9 protein-coding genes are annotated in these 15,373 nt (G+C 50.0%); 4 read left to right on the forward strand and 5 right to left on the reverse strand.

The genetic code is table 11. The features are described from left to right. Positions 1 to 29: 29 nt before the first annotated feature. From E4P32_RS20395 to E4P32_RS20410, 4 genes are all read right to left on the reverse strand, one after another. Positions 30 to 1,292 (reverse strand): RES family NAD+ phosphorylase, encoded by a 1,263-nt coding sequence (locus E4P32_RS20395; protein WP_116435415.1) that lies wholly within the window; start codon positions 1,290 to 1,292, stop codon positions 30 to 32. 56 nt (positions 1,293 to 1,348) lie between these two features. Further along, positions 1,349 to 2,986, reverse strand: coding sequence for a hypothetical protein (locus E4P32_RS20400; protein ID WP_147306548.1), 1,638 nt, complete (start codon positions 2,984 to 2,986; stop codon positions 1,349 to 1,351). A gap of 311 nt (positions 2,987 to 3,297) precedes the next feature. Continuing rightward, positions 3,298 to 4,179 (reverse strand): restriction endonuclease, encoded by an 882-nt coding sequence (locus E4P32_RS20405; protein ID WP_116435417.1) that lies wholly within the window; start codon positions 4,177 to 4,179, stop codon positions 3,298 to 3,300. 513 nt (positions 4,180 to 4,692) lie between these two features. Then, positions 4,693 to 5,805, reverse strand: coding sequence for a hypothetical protein (locus tag E4P32_RS20410; protein WP_116435418.1), 1,113 nt, complete (start codon positions 5,803 to 5,805; stop codon positions 4,693 to 4,695). Between the two features lie 617 nt (positions 5,806 to 6,422). Here E4P32_RS20410 and E4P32_RS20415 point away from each other — a divergent pair. Together E4P32_RS20415 and E4P32_RS20420 are read left to right on the forward strand one after the other, a co-directional pair. After that, positions 6,423 to 8,132 (forward strand): methyl-accepting chemotaxis protein, encoded by a 1,710-nt coding sequence (locus E4P32_RS20415; protein ID WP_116435419.1) that lies wholly within the window; start codon positions 6,423 to 6,425, stop codon positions 8,130 to 8,132. A gap of 555 nt (positions 8,133 to 8,687) precedes the next feature. After that, a complete protein-coding gene (locus E4P32_RS20420) occupies positions 8,688 to 9,896 on the forward strand; it encodes an HD domain-containing phosphohydrolase (protein ID WP_158559735.1) in 1,209 nt (402 codons plus the stop codon). Between the two features lie 33 nt (positions 9,897 to 9,929). On the opposite strand, the gene E4P32_RS20425 is transcribed toward E4P32_RS20420, so the two are convergent. Then, complete coding sequence (locus E4P32_RS20425; RefSeq protein WP_116435422.1) at positions 9,930 to 10,430, reverse strand: cupin domain-containing protein; 501 nt, start codon at positions 10,428 to 10,430, stop codon at positions 9,930 to 9,932. 269 nt (positions 10,431 to 10,699) lie between these two features. On the opposite strand from E4P32_RS20425, the gene E4P32_RS20430 reads away from it, so the two are divergent. Further along, positions 10,700 to 11,761, forward strand: coding sequence for a hypothetical protein (locus E4P32_RS20430; protein WP_116435423.1), 1,062 nt, complete (start codon positions 10,700 to 10,702; stop codon positions 11,759 to 11,761). Between the two features lie 87 nt (positions 11,762 to 11,848). Beyond that, positions 11,849 to 15,373, forward strand: a complete 3,525-nt coding sequence (locus tag E4P32_RS20435) for a P-loop NTPase fold protein (RefSeq protein WP_116435424.1) — start codon at positions 11,849 to 11,851, stop codon at positions 15,371 to 15,373.

The raw sequence follows: 15,373 nt of genomic DNA on the forward strand, positions 1-15,373 counted from the left end.
CGCTTATCTGGCTCTAGCGAGCAACTAAATTAATAGAATTCGTCGTCAGGTTCGTATGGTCCTAGGATCATTGGACCATTGTCGTCGTCTCCAAAATACACATGGTCTTTGTCATGCTGATAAAAAATTTTCTTTGTGCGGTAACTCGCAAGGCTAGCTGGCACATATTGAACACGAAAGAAATCAGCTGGTTGTCCGGCTAATAGATCTCGTCGGGGAAAGATGACGACGTTAGTCCCAGTCGTCGATTGAGACGACGAAAATGAAATTCCATCAAATGCGGGTTCGTAGACGTGGGCCAGATATTCCGCCATGGTTTGAGTTATTAAATAGTCTGCTTCGCGGTCCGGGGTGATCGGCTGCGAAATTAGACTGTGAAGAATTCCAAGTAAGGCTCGGCGATCCCGCTCTGAAAAATAATCGGGCGAAAAATAACTTAAGGTGTCTTTTGCCATTGATCGAGTGAGGCGCGTGAAATCCAGAAGTCGAAGCTTTTCTGTTGTCTCCAATGCTATTAACACTAATTGCATACCTATTGCTGGGCGCATTTCGGCAAGACAGGTCTTTTCATCAGAAGCACAATACAAGACTGTTACGCCTTCTGGATTCATCCTTCCATGGCGAGCGGCCTCTGGTGGTGGTGGTCCAACATGTTTGAACGGGTCCTCGGCAAATACATTGAAGTCATTGGGATGACGGCATGCACGCGCGCGATACAACTTAGTCCCGACAGGAAGAGTTTTGACGACGGACAGATTACGTTTTCTTGTCGCAAATGTTATTTGGTGCACATCTCGAAACAGAGAACCAAACATGCTTTGCGCCGCAGGACTGAAAAAACGGCGAGAGTGCTTTAACTCTTCTAAAGTATTGTGCCATTGACGAGCACTGATAGACGGAGGGTGTCGGATACGATCATAGTTATTTGATTCATCATAAAACGGCTCTCCTCCATCGGGTTGCCAATAGTCGTCTTTTTCGATAAGTGCAGAAATTAGCTCATCTTCGCAATCAAGTTGCTGACCTAGTAACTCTTGTAGAGCTAAGCTTAATTCGTCGCCCGCCTGGGCAAAGTAAACCTCGTCGCTATCTCCAGAACTGAAGTGCGGAATCTCCTCACCGACGCCATATATGTGTCTAAATACCGGGTCAACAATTTCGGCAAGTGCCTCAACAGTGATCGCGGGGGCGACATCTTCTCCGCAGCAGCGGCACTCAGCTAATATTCCCTCACGTTCTACTATGAGTTTGAGCTCGCCATCGTCGATGCAGTCTCGGCAGATATATGTCATTGGAATGTCTTCGTGATTTTTTCTATTCTTTAGAAATATCTAGAGCTAGTAGTTTTCTACATCACCGGCGCCGGTCTGAGATACATCTTTGTGGTAGGAATGGTGTCGTTCAAGCCTTGAAAATGATATCGTACGAGGCAATTATTTTCGGCGTCATATGACATGTTTGAGGTTAATAGCATTTCGCGTAGACGTGGATTTCCTGCATGAACCTGCGCAAAGTACTTGCGTGTCCAACTTAGCAGTGCACGACTAAGAGTGCGTTCTTGCCGCGACCCTCGTTGTCTTCCGGGCGGTACAAATCCCAAAACGTTTAAGCACATCGCAAGGACTTTCGAATTGTGAAAATTTGCATATGCCAAGAGACTGTTAACTTCCGACATTATTAGCCGATTTAGAATGCGGCGAATATTCTCGGAAGGGCCAGAAAAATCTCCTCGGTAGTAAAAGGCCCGCCAAGTGGTGTTGTGCTGAATCTCCCAGCAAAGTTTCTCATCAGATCGGATGTGGGCAGCACGGCCAATGATCTCGAACATCTGCTGCGCAAAGAGTTCATGAAAGGGGATGTCACTCCCCATTGCGGCAATCGCATCCCATCGGGTGCCGTCTAACTTGTCAAGTAATTTAAGTGTCTCTTGAAATATTCTGCAAGCCGTTGAAAAACTTGCATATGCAGGATCGCGATAATTGAGAATTCCTGATCCGTCTGAAAGGTATTCGGTTTGCAAAGCAATATAATCTGTTGCTCGACTCAGTGCAGATGAGACCTGAAAGACTCCTGCTTTTTGGCAGTAATCAGTCACTGTCAAAAGGTAGCACCTGCCAAACACCTTAAGCTGAATTTCATCGAAAGGGGCGTAGAAGGCTGGTGTTGCATCAAGAGGGGAACATGCACCGTAGGCCCCCAGACCTTCGACAAGGTCGTAACTGCCGAACGCCGCATTGGTGAAGTACTTTGTCCTAGCGAGAAAACCGTGGTCATACACATGGTCTTCGTAAAAGAGTAAAGACTCTTTGTGATCGAACATGTGACGTGTGACGTTCTTCGAAAAAAGGGCCGTCACGTCGGTGTATTTTTTTTGACGTTGAATTTCGTTTAAGAAAACCAACGCAACTTCATTTGTTTGCATTGCAATTGCTCTGCATAGACGTGGAGTTGCCATCAACTGCATTAACTCCAATGCATCTACTTGCATGTTCTCCGCTGGTGAACGAGGGCTAATCAGCGCAATTCGGGAAATACCTTCTCTATTTGGAATCGCTTCGATAATCGGACCGGCCGATCGAATTAATTCCCGCGCAACTATTCCCAAGTCCTTTTCATTTCCTGAGACGACATACTCGAGCAACTGCCTCTTGAATCTTCGGCTGTTTGCAACGTTAAATACTGGAGGTGCGGTGTGGGTTGTTCTGACCCACAAAATCATAACTGCAAGAAATGCAAATCCGAAAGCTGTCTGCCAAGCTGGCAGACTGTCAAGAAAAACGGGAATGGGAAGGTGTTGTGCATACCAAAGATTGGTAAGGAGCGATCCTAGTCCAATTGTGAGCGCAGTGCGTTGGGTTATAGCGCTGAGATTTACACTAGACGTTGCAGCGCGAAATTTGTACCTCGTGTCAGTAAGAGTGTAGATGAGCGCAAATAATGCCATGGCAGCCACAAATTCGGCATATCCAAAAATCGGCATTTGCATATCTGATGAGGCGGCCCGTATGCATACGAGCCGTCTACTGAAATTCCATATCTCATCGACTATGCCAGCTAGATTCACGTCTTTCCCCTATTTTATTGCGCTTATTTTTTCATTCGGCGCTATCAGATGCGTCACCTTACGCCAGCAGGATGTTAGCCGCGGCGAATCACCGATGTGGGTTGCCCAAAAAATGAGGCATAACGATGATTGCAAGAGTATCCGGTCGCGGGATCAAAGCCGCTTGCCTGATGCTGGCAATTGAGCTATCGAGCCATTCTGGCGCGGTGAGTATTGCAAGCGATCGCAGGTAGTTACCATTCTTGGAGTCCTCTAACCGTAAGAACCGGCTTGATCGGCGGAAGCATCCCATCGGCAAGTCGTTCCCATGTTTCGTACATAAGCTCTAGGTTGATGACTCCAGTCGTGAACGAATTCGTCAGGGTTTCGCCGGTGCGTTCGTCCAAGAATCCGCTGATCTGGTCGAGCGGTATATGTCCGAAAAATGTTTCGCGCACTACGTGTAGACTTACACAGAAGCTCACGGGCACCATTGTGCCGAAGCCGTTGTCGATCTGTACTTCTTCAAGTCCCGGGTACACCGGAACAAACTCATGCACCCCTGGGGTAGTGGGAAACTCACCTTCGTTCCACCGCTTGGCCGCGATTTCGTGGGCGGTGCCAAGTTTTTCACCGGAGCCTGAGTAAGCGAGAAGACTGCCAATATCATCGGTAACCACTAGCGGAGCTGGGGTTGTGCCGCGAATCCGAAATGCCAATCCTGCCCGGACAAATTCAAATAACGCGGGAAGTGTCGGTTGGACTTTCCATTTGTGTTCATCAGTATCGACAGGGCGATATAGCTCCATCTGAAGTTTTCCTGCCTTCGTTCTCGCCGCTTGCGTGAATCCGCTCGGACAAACCAGCACCCCTTTGTTGGCTCGAATGTCCGCAACCATGCCAGCAAATTCTTCGACGCCCTTTACATCTACGGGTGTTTGATGATCCTTGCAGTCGATAGCGATCAGCATTTCATACTGGCCGATGCGTTGTTTCACGAGGACGTCGATTTGTCGATATGTCTCACTGTCTACGCCCCAAACTTTCGCGTCGTGCTCGACCGATGCTTGGGGAGCTAAGGAATTTTGAATTTTTGCGACAAGTTGTTCAAGGTCGCGCCAGTCGTTTTTTGCCACGGTGCCCCCGGGTTAGGTTTTTTGAGGTGGTCCCAGATTACGGCGGATGCTTGCCAGAGGGTAATATACCCCGTGAGGCATGGAACGATCGCGCTACGCTCGCTAGTGCATCGGAATTGCGCTCGAAAGTAGTGAAAAAAATGCAGGCATTTATGTTGGTATTACCATGCCAATTTAGCCTCATTTCATCCCATTTGAGTCTCAAACAAAAAATCCTAACCGTTGAGAACTCAGCAGGTTAGGCATATTTTCTTGGCTGAGAGACGGGAGGGGCCTACGTTCCGCAGGCCGCTGAATTGCTCGCAAGCGATTCCCTTCACATCCGCGACGTGAGCCGCGCAGGCAGCTTACTTCTCCGTAGATGGGCTACAAAGAAAATCGTGGAAAATAAAGGCTCCTCGTTGGGAGCCTTTATTTATTTGCAATTGCCTCTCCATCTTATCTAAGGTGATTGCTTGAAATAAGAAAAACGTCCTCTTCCCGCGAGCCGAAGCTCACGGAAAGACGCCCATCTCACCCCCGTGCCGCCCAAGGAATAGCAATATTCGCCAACACGCAAGAGCTCAACAACACCCAGAACATCACCCGATCCAGCGCGTAGGAAAGCGCCTTGTCTTCCTTCTTGACCATAATGAAGTTGGACAGCAGCGCCAGGATCAGCGACAGCGCGATCGTGGCCAGGCCGAACGCCGCCACGTAGTCGACCAGGCCGAACGAGCCCGACGGCGGCAGGATGGAGTTGGCCACGTAGGAGTTGGCCACCGCGCCGAAGTAGGCGGCGGAGGGCAGCGAGAAGCGCGGGCCGACGTCGGATGCCTTCACGTAGAAGCTGCACAGGGCCAGCGCCAGCGCTGCGAACAAGGACAGGAAGATTTTGTTGTAGACGCCTGCGCTTGAGCGCGCAATGTTGATGCCGGCGATATATTGGGTGAACACTTTTTCGCTCTTCGCATCCACGCGTGGATCGCCGTAGGATGAACGGTAGGCGTGCGGTTTGACGACGTTGGACTTGCCGGTGATCTTGTAGCCGGAAATCTGTACCCGCGAGCTGACGTTGGAGCTTGTGTCAGCGACGTAACGCAATTTGGTGCTGTCGCGCGCGCCGTCTTCGAGATAGATGTTGAGCATGTGGTCTTCGAGCGGGACGCGCATGGTGTCGAAGAACTTCAGGAATTTGGCGGAGACCCGGAGCCGCTGGTAGTGGGTGCCGTCGTCGCCGTGGTATTCCTCCAGCACTTCTTTCTTGATGATGTTGCCGTCGACGACGACGAGTTTGGCGCCCGGGTCGAGGGACTTTTCTCCGGTCCAGCGGAACCAGACGTAGAAGGTCCCGCTCCAGCTCGAATCCTTGATCGAGAACGTATCAATCCCATCCACATAGGTGCCCACCGAGACGGTAGGAACATTGCTTGCGGCAGCGGCAAGCGCCGACGAGGAGTCGCCTTGTTCCTTGCCGAGGCTGGACATGCGCGCCTGATGATTGAGCTCCGCCGTCACGCGGTTGTTGCGCAGAACATTCACGCTGAGCAGTATGCAAATCAGATAAACCACCGCTACGGCGACGGCGATGCCGATGACGAATTTCTTCTTTTCCGGCGCCAGTTCGCGCCACGTTTTCAAATCCATTTCCCCGCCCCAAAAAAGTATGACTGATTCCGATCAGTCGTTCTGGCCAACCGCTCACTGGATAAGTGTCGGTTTTGTGGCCGCTTGATGACTGCGCCTTCTGTTTGAACTCGGAGCTTTCCAGTCTGCTTGTTGCCGAGGGCGTTTCCACGGCCTTGTCACTGAGTTCGGCCATGATGGACGGATGAGTGGTTACAAGAAGAATGGCTGCAGGGATTGCTGTTTGAACGCAATGGTGATTGTCGCGTCGCTGCGGATCGGCTCAACGTATTTGGCAATACGCCCCCTGAGCAGTTTTCAATTCTTGTTGATCGCAGGCGGAAACAGCGCTTTGAATAGTATCAAATAATCAATGTCGACAGATCAGTTGAGCCTTGGCATTCAGTTTCTTCATGGCAGCATGCACCCGTTAGCTCAACGCCAAGGAACCAGGAGTTTGCTCACCGAGAATCCTCGTCTTTCCATAAGTTGCTGTATGTACATTTTTCTTGGTTGTTTTATTAAATCCCACCGTGGCGTAATTGAGTAAGAATGACGAATGCAGATTTATTTTTATGGAATATTTGTTAAATTGAATTTGTCATTTAACGCCGTCCCGCTTCTAGGAGAACAACATCATGAATCTATCCGCCCTGAAAGTATCCAGCCGGCTTTATCTCGGTTTCGGACTGCTCCTGGTCCTTCTGCTTGGGATTGCTGTTTTCAGTTACACCCGCTTGTCCTCCCTGAATGACAACGTCAATTTTTTGGTCAGCGATCGCTATGCCAAAACTGTGCTGGTCGACTCCATATCCAATAACGTCAATCTGATCGCGCGTGCAGTGCGGAACGTGGCGTTGTCTACGGATGAGTCGGTGATATCGCAAGAGATGGATCGCATCAAGAAGGCCAGAGAGGAAAGTAATGCGACCCTGCGAAAGCTCGATGCTGTCATTCCGAGCGAAAAAGGCAAGGCATTGATGTCGGCGCTAAAGCAATCCAGCGTGGAGTATTACGTTGAGCAGGAGAATCTGCTTGCCTTGCTGGCAAAGGGGAACGCTGACGAGGCCAGAAAGCAGATCTTCGGCGCCATGCGCACTAAGCAAACCGCGATGTTTGGGGCACTGAAACAGCTGTCCGACTATCAGCGCGCCTTGATGGACGAGACCGTTGCTGAAAGCCAGGAAACCTATCGCCATGCCTGTGTGTTGCTGACCATCGTCAGCGCCGCCGCGTTCGCACTCAGTCTGATTGCGGCTCTGCTGATTACCCGCAGCATTATTCGTCAACTCGGTGGAGAGCCCGACTATGCCATGTCGATCGCCAGTGATATCGCCAGCGGCAACCTCGCGCGTTCGATCACCATCCGTCCGGGCGATCAAACCAGTCTGATTGCGTCCATTCGAGTGATGCGCAATCGCCTGGCGGAGATTGTTGGTCAGGTACGCGCAGGAACCGATACGATCGCTACGGCCTCTGGACAAATCGCCAGCGGCAATCTGGACTTGTCGTCCCGAACTGAGCAGCAAGCCAGTTCGCTGGAAGAAACTGCATCGGCCATGGAAGAGCTCACCTCTACGGTGAAACAGAACGCGGACAATGCACGTCAGGCCAACCAATTGGCAGTCTCTGCGTCCGAGGTCGCTGTTGCCGGAGGCAGCGTTGTCAGCCAGGTGGTGGAAACAATGGGATCAATCAATGCATCGTCCAAAAAGATCGTGGATATCATCAGCGTGATTGACGGTATCGCTTTCCAGACGAATATTCTTGCCTTGAATGCAGCTGTGGAAGCTGCTCGCGCCGGTGAGCAGGGCCGCGGCTTTGCGGTGGTTGCAACGGAGGTGCGCAACCTTGCGCAACGCTCCGCCAGCGCTGCCAAGGAAATCAAATCGCTGATCGACAATTCGGTGACTCAGGTCGACACCGGCAGCAAGCTGGTAGCCCAGGCGGGGTCGACGATGGAGGATGTGGTCAACAGCGTCAAACGCGTTACCGATATCGTTGGAGAGATCACGTCTGCCAGCCAGGAGCAAAGCGAGGGTATTGAACAGATCAACCTTGCGATTACGCAAATGGATGAAGTAACGCAGCAAAACGCTGCGCTGGTGGAAGAGGCTGCCGCGGCGGCGCAATCGATGCAGGAACAGGCCAACAAGCTCTCCCAAGTGGTCAGCATTTTCAAGCTTGATCCGAAGAGGGTGGAGTCGCAAGTCCAGTCATCCGCTGCCAATCCGCGAACCCGTGATATCACGCCGATGCCGCCGAAACTGTCAACGGCAAAACCGTCAGGGAAACCTGCTCTTTCTGTGACGCAGGGCGATGATGGCAATTCATGGGAGCATTTCTAGTCGGCTCCTGAAATGCTGGGTGTTGACGAACGGGGTTGTGAGAATTTGGTGAACGTCAACGACCTGAAGAATAGAGAAGGAATTCTCGGTAAAAATGAAAAAGGCTCCGTTCGGGGCCTTTTTTTTGTGGCGGGCGAAGGCGTCGCCACGAACGCCGTCAGATGCCATCTGCTCTGAAACGGTAGCGCCGGCCTGCGCTGACCGGGGGGAGGACACTTCCCCGGATGCATAGGCATTCAAACCATCCGGACAGCCGAAGACTGAGTCCACGGAAAGCCAAGACACAGTCTCGAGCACGTCAGGAGATCGTATGGAAACGGCTGCAGCGGCCGCTCTTCGCTTGTAGGGGCTTCTCCTTCCATCTCTTCCGGTTTGTCCGAAACATTGCCTATTCGGCATCGTTATTTTCCTCAAAGAATCATAGTTTCCCGACAGATATATTTCTGCGTCGCTCTTAGTATGTCGTCAGCACATCCGAGGCCAATTTTCTGTACCTCCATTCAAGGATCCAATCCACACGCCAGTTTCTGGTGTTCGGGCAATGACTTGTATGTCGTGAATGGTGAATTGGTCGCAGATGCTCCATGCGCTTCATTCACGACAATCTTTCGACTGCTCATCATGAACTTGATACCGATTGGCGAAGTCTCCGCGCAAATAAATTGTGGCGCTCCCTTGCCGTGGAATGTCCGGGACACGGAAGGGAAGTTGTTGCTGGCGCGCGGCTATCTGGTCGAGACCATGGAGATGCAGCTCAACCTGTTGCGGCGAGGCGTGTTTGTGGATGCGGACGAGGTGCGGGCCAGCCAGGAACCGTCGCCAATCCTGTTCGGCCGCACCCAGCGGCCAGTACTGCCATTTGCCGCGCAATGGGACGCCGTGGAAAAACGCCTGACCGGACTGCTCGCGAATCATCGCGATGCGCAGTTCCTGAGCGGCATCAGGGACGTCGAATCGATGATCACCGTCGCATCGGAAGAACATCCCGACCAGACGATCTATTCGGTCATCCGGCACGACCAGGAGCGCTTCGCCGCATACGGCATCACGCATTCGATCCATGTCGCCTGCGTCTGCAGCATTCTCGCCGAACGGCTGGGCTGGTCGAAGAAGAACAGGGAAACCGTCATCAACGCCGCGTTGACGATGAATGTTTCCATCATCGGCTTGCAAGGCGAACTTGCGCGCAGCGAGGGTGCGCCGACCAGACAACAGCGGCAACTGATACACGTACACCCGGCGGAAAGCGTGCGCATGCTGCAGGATGCTGGTGTGACCGATGAGGACTGGTTGCAGGCAGTTGAACAACATCATGAAAGTCCGAACGGCGGCGGTTACCCCTACGGCACAAGACACAAACTCAGCGAGTTGTCGCAAATGATCCGGTTCGCCGATATTTTTACGGCCAAATATTCCGCACGCAAGAACAGGGCGGCGATGCCGTCGAGGCAAGCCGCCCAGTCGGTCTATCTGGCCAGCGACGGACATCCGATTGCATCGGCGCTGCTCAAGGAATTCGGCATCTATCCGCCGGGTTGTTTTGTGCTGCTGAAAAGCGGCGAGACGGCGGTAACGATCCGGCGCGGCAATACGCCGACGGCGCCGTTGGTGGCCGTGGTGCGCGACAAGAACGGCTTGCCGATCAAGGAGCCGCTGCTGCGCGAAACCGTATTGCCGCAATATGCCATTCTGCGCACGCTTCCGAATCAGTCGACGCAGTACGATACGGCCATCGAGCGGTTGTTTACTTTGACGGCTGAGTAGGCGGTCTATGACGGCGACGTTTGCGGTGCGTCTTTACGTGAGGCGTTCAATCACCTGCGCATGCTGAGGCCAGGTCCGCGTGAGCAGCGCTTTGTCGGCGAGTTCGAATTCCTCGAATTCGAAACCCGGCGCCACCGTACACCCCACCAGGGAATGGCCTTGCGGATCTGCGCATTCTGCCGCGAACCAGGCACCGGCAGGCACCAGGGCCTGGAACTCTGCGCCGTCATGGATGACGGGATTACCCAGGTGGAGAACGGTTAAATCACCGGCATGCCCGAGGACATAGATGTGCAAGGGCGACCCGTCATAGAAATGCCACATCTCGTCGGACTTGATCCGGTGCCAGGCAGATCTTTCTCCGGCGCCCAGCAAATAGTAGATCGCAGTTGAGGCTGAACGGATGAGGCCATCGTTTGATCGCGCCACTTCCATTGCGGCGCGATAGGTTTCCCTGAAGTAGCCGCCCTCGGGATGGGGAAGGAGGCGAAGACGGGAGATCAGTTCTGCGGGTTTGGAACCACGTTCATTCATATTTTCCTCATATCGCTCATGATTTTCGTTATGACCGTCCGCGTCATATTTTTGGTTACATTAAGCCAGCAGAGCAGTTTGACAGAAGCATAGTGAGGAAAGGCCCGCTAAGTACATATGGGATATCAGACGCGTTGCTGTATCGGTCTCGGCATATTGGTTCATTTGGCGATTCTCAATAACTCCACTGGCGTCCCTTTCGATTACGTTCACGCGCAGTGATAAAGTAGCGTTTCAAATAATGATAACTAGCAATTTAAGGGGGAAGCATGTCCATCGAAGCTAAACTTTATTTGGCAGAGACCGAGAGGCGTCGACGAGAGCTGTATCGAAAGCGGTCGTTTGTTCTTTTAGGGGGCGTCTCTGCCTTCTTGGGTGCCCTACTATTTTTTTATTGGCAGGGATCCCCATTCTCCTACTTGATTACGCGGTACTTGGGGATTGGAATGCTAATCGTTGCATTTTCGATCTTCGGTATTTTGTATCTGCAGTCTGGGCAAGTTTGGCTCACCGAGGAGGGGCGGCGCGAAGCTGATACCAGTTTTCAGAACTACGAAATTGACGCGCTAAAGTCGCAGGTTGGCGCTATTGCGCAGCAATTGAAAGACATTGAAAGTAAAATTCCTTCAGCTGAGGATCTCTCAATCCCTGGTTTTGATAAGGACGCGACGATAGAGCGCATTGTACGAGACATGGGGGCAGAGTCGGTAAAGTCGATATTCTCGGCGGAAGCGCAAGCACTCGAACAAACTCTTAGCAGAACATTACTTAGTCGATATAGCTCGGAAGCAGCAAGTCAAATTGTTGGGCGCTTAATGCGAGAAATAAGGGATCTTCGACTTCGCTCCAATCTGAATTTACTGCTCGGTATGGGCATTACTGCGTTTGGACTTTATTTACTATGGGTGACTGTTTCTATAGTTGATACTTCGGATGTCCTTAAGAATTTAGCTAGTGATACAGCAGTAGCAAATTCCACGTTTTTTCGAAATCTGACGCTGCCGTTTGTGCCGCGTATTTCCCTTGTTATTTTTATTGAGATATTTGCATATTTTTTCTTAAGACTTTATCGCGACGGCCTTGCCGAGATTAAGTATTTTCAGAATGAATTAACCAATGTTCAATCAAAAATTCTTGCTGTGGAGATGGCAATCGGATCCGGAATAAAAGATGCCCTGCCTGCTTCGGTCGCGGCGCTTTCCCAAACGGAACGTAACTTTATTCTTCAGAAGGATCAAACTACGGTGGAACTGGAAAAGGCAAAATCCGACTCGGAGTTGTCTCGGAGCATCCTAAAAGTAGTTCCTTCTTTGTTCAAACAAAAGAAATAACGGCGATGGTCAACGCGGTTACTGAATTTTTTTAGACATCGGTGAATGATACGGACCGTCTAGATTCCCAAGTTCGTATTGACATAAATGAAAAATAAAAATGAGGAATATATGCAAGGAACAACAAGGATTCTTCAAGATAGCCCCGCTGAAATAGATGAGTTCGGCGGCAAAGGGCATGATAGAACCGCAAATGCGTTAGTTGATGCCTTGAATCAGATGCAAGGTCGTGACGGTGCCGTTGGGTTAGAAGGTTCTTGGGGAGCAGGAAAATCCACAGTGATCAGAATTGCCCAGAAAAAGCTCGCAGCGCTTGATGGAAGCAATCTTAAGCACTCTATATTTACTTTTGATTTGTGGGCACACCAATCAGATGATTTTCGTCGAGCATTTCTCGAATCTTTCGTTGCATGGCTAGCTGCTCAAAAGATGTTGGCGTCTGAAACCCTTGATAAAGCCCGGGACGAGATTCGCGATCGTGTTAAGTCGGTGACTGTCGAGAGTACAAAAAAATATAACGCTTTCGGCATAGTCTTCATTCTTATTCTTCCACTCCTACCATTCATTTATTCATGGCTTGGCCCATCTGCGCTGAAGCCACCATCCGATTCAACGTCTAGTCCTAGCTGGCCGTTCCACGTTGCTTTAACACTCGTTGCCGTTCTCTATGGAAGTGTTGCGTTCCGTTTCGTCAATCTTTTCTATGTGGTTGACTGGCGTCACTTTAGATTCTCTTTGGCACGATCAGGTAAAAGTTTCTCGGATGCTGCGTCCAATTGCGTCTCAATGTTCTCCAGAGATGTTGAAAGCGAGACGACCAAACAGAACATTCGGGAGACAGATCCAACTACCATCGAGTTTCATCGAATCTTTCGAAATTTATTGAGTGGTGCTCAATCTCGTGGCATTTGCATTATTAATGTTCTAGACAATATAGACCGCCTTCCCAAAGATTCCGTAGCCAATACTTGGTCTGAAGTCAGAGCACTATTTGCCATCAGAGGTGGCCCAGGGATTCAACCTCATGACAACGTCTTGGTGGTCCTTCCATATGATAAGAAATTTGTCATGAATGCGCTAGGAGAAGAAGGGGAAGACAAGGAGGCTGATTTCATTGAAAAGACATTCAGCCGTACTTTGCGTGTCGCGCCACCAATATCTCATGACTGGCGAAGTTTTTTCCTTGCCAAATTAAAGGACTGCTTTTCTAAGGCTATCGACGAAGAGCTGAGCGAACGCTTGTTTCGACTTCTCAGATACAGTTTTCAGAAGACCAGTACCCATGCAAGCCCGCGTCGAATCATCCATTTTGTAAATGAACTTGGTGCGTTGGACGCTCAATGGCAGCGAACGATTTCTTTAGAAGCGTGCGCTGTCTACATTTTGAACCGGAAGGAAATTGAGTCTAAGTCGGATAGCTTACAAAAAGAGGGAACGATTCACCCACGGTACGTGCAAATTGCAAATGTAGATGATATACATCGTGAAATCGCAGCACTGGCTTTCAACGTTGAACCTGCTGCTGCCAATCAAGTTCTACTGCAGGATCCGATTGCCAAAGCGCTGATAAGCTCAAGGGTCGAAAATCTCCGAAAATTGGCGACCGTTCCTGGATTTGATGATGTTCTTCAGGACGTATTGCAAGAGCCATCACGTGAGTGGTTACTTACGCCAGAAGGTGTGCTGGATCGGGTGTGCGTTAACTTAGCGGGCCTTCAACTCGACGATGCACGTGCGAAGGTATGTTGGCGCGATATTGCGAGTGATATCCAAAAATCAAACATCGCGATATGGCCAGATATTGATGTTGTCAAAGCGTTTTCGTTAGCAATATCCGGTATTCGTAGTCCGTTAGAAGCTCCACAGCTAGCCCGTAAAATTCAGTCTATCTTAGGAGGAACTCCACAGGAAATCGAACAGATTGGACTATTTGATTATGGAGTCGCTTGGTTTTCTGCTTCAATGGCTATCCAAGAGTCTTTACAAGCAGTTGTTACTGATGACGTATTTAAAGAGTTCAGGCAGAAAACGATTATTTCTCTTAATTCGACTGCTATTCTTGGTTGTGCCCATCATTGCGCCCAGTCGGGGAATTACAGGCTTTCCGACGTACATCAGACTCAATGTGACCGCCAACAGTTAGAGCAGAGCTTTATAAATCTCGTAAATTCAAAGCCTTCGATTGCTCTAGCCGTCCTGAATCAACTTAGCGGGTATTTTTCAATAGACAATTTCGAGCGACTACAAATAGAAATTCTCTCAATTCTTAAAACAAATGCGTTGGGCAGCAACGAAGATGAACCTAAACGAGCTGCCTTGCTACAAATAGCTAAAATGCTCTGCTTAAAGATGGGAGATGGCGCATTAGAAAAGTGGAAGGCACTAGTGAAACCCTTAACACTGGATGGCTCCCTTGCTTTGCATGCCCGTGCCGCTAGCGAGGCGGGTGATAAGTCTAGCTCAGCACAAGCAGTTGCGATGCTGATGGCGCTGCAAGACTCTACAAAGCCGTATCCTATCCCTAGTGATCATCCTCAAATGGGAAGTGTCGTTATTGCCGCCGTGCAATGGTTCAACGATTTACTAAGTGAAGGAACAGATGATGCCGAATTCATTGCGCTGATCGCAAAAGCCTCTCCAGATCTTTCTCCCTTTGGTAACTGGCTTCGACGTGGTCTCCCAGGCGATGAGGCCACGATCTTGTATGCGCAGGTGTTGCGAGAAATAATCCGCACAGTCAATATGACGCGGTTGAACTCCTACGAGACTTTGGGTGCTTATCCAGAGATCAAAACTTTTATTGGTGACGACGAAGTAGTTTTCACATTTCTTAGGAATTTGCAAAATTGGAACTTGAGCTTTAAGTCGGACAAAGCCAAATTGCTTACATTTTCTTCCATATTGATCGCTGATATCCAAGCTCAAGCGGCCGACACCTCGCTGAATATCATCCTTGAAAGTATCGATAAAGTAGTCCTTGGCGCGACGCAGGAAGAATGGCAACAGGCGTTTTCAGAACAAAATGACTTATTGCGGCTATTGATTATCAGACAAAAAGATACTGCCTTGACCCCTCCAGTTAGTGAGTATCGACCAGCACTGCTTGATCATGCTGTCTCTTTGCTCAAGGGTGGAACTAAAATTAAAAAATTTAAGCAAGACTGGCAGATAGTCGTTGATGGTTTGGGCCAACACAACCAGACCACTTTGGCTGGGGACGTTCTGTTAGCATTGTCGAATATAGTGGTCAATGACGAGGGTTTGCTGTTGTTTATTGAGTGCTACAGAGAGATTGCGGATCGAATGAAATTCTCTGAGTATCCGAACATCTCTCTTAATCAAGTCTATTCAAAGCTAATTGTGAGCCCAAGCCCGATAGCGACAGAATTCATTGATCGGCATTTGAATGAGATCGACGCTCTTCTAATGGATGCATCGAACGAGTCAAGAGGAGCTTTCATTGAAACTATTAAATCGCAGTCAATCAGTGATCGGCAAGATGCGGATCGCCTTATTGATTTGCGAAAGCGATTTAGAATCACTGACGATACTTTGGAAGAAGAACGGGACGGAGAAAATAACTATCCCGCAAAAAATGAAGAGGCAAAATAA

It is taken from the genome of Herbaspirillum sp. 3R11 (genome assembly GCF_004563925.1).
Lineage (GTDB): Bacteria > Pseudomonadota > Gammaproteobacteria > Burkholderiales > Burkholderiaceae_D > Herbaspirillum.

Bases quoted from the DNA above. Each gene is read 5' to 3' on its own strand.
- E4P32_RS20435 (WP_116435424.1), top strand. From the start codon at position 11,849: ATGAAAAATAAAAATGAGGAATATATGCAAGGAACAACAAGGATTCTT.
- E4P32_RS20400 (WP_147306548.1), bottom strand. From the start codon at position 2,986: ATGCAAATGCCGATTTTTGGATATGCCGAATTTGTGGCTGCCATGGCA.
- E4P32_RS20395 (WP_116435415.1), bottom strand. From the start codon at position 1,292: ATGACATATATCTGCCGAGACTGCATCGACGATGGCGAGCTCAAACTC.
- E4P32_RS20410 (WP_116435418.1), bottom strand. From the start codon at position 5,805: ATGGATTTGAAAACGTGGCGCGAACTGGCGCCGGAAAAGAAGAAATTC.
- E4P32_RS20425 (WP_116435422.1), bottom strand. From the start codon at position 10,430: ATGAATGAACGTGGTTCCAAACCCGCAGAACTGATCTCCCGTCTTCGC.
- E4P32_RS20415 (WP_116435419.1), top strand. From the start codon at position 6,423: ATGAATCTATCCGCCCTGAAAGTATCCAGCCGGCTTTATCTCGGTTTC.
- E4P32_RS20430 (WP_116435423.1), top strand. From the start codon at position 10,700: ATGTCCATCGAAGCTAAACTTTATTTGGCAGAGACCGAGAGGCGTCGA.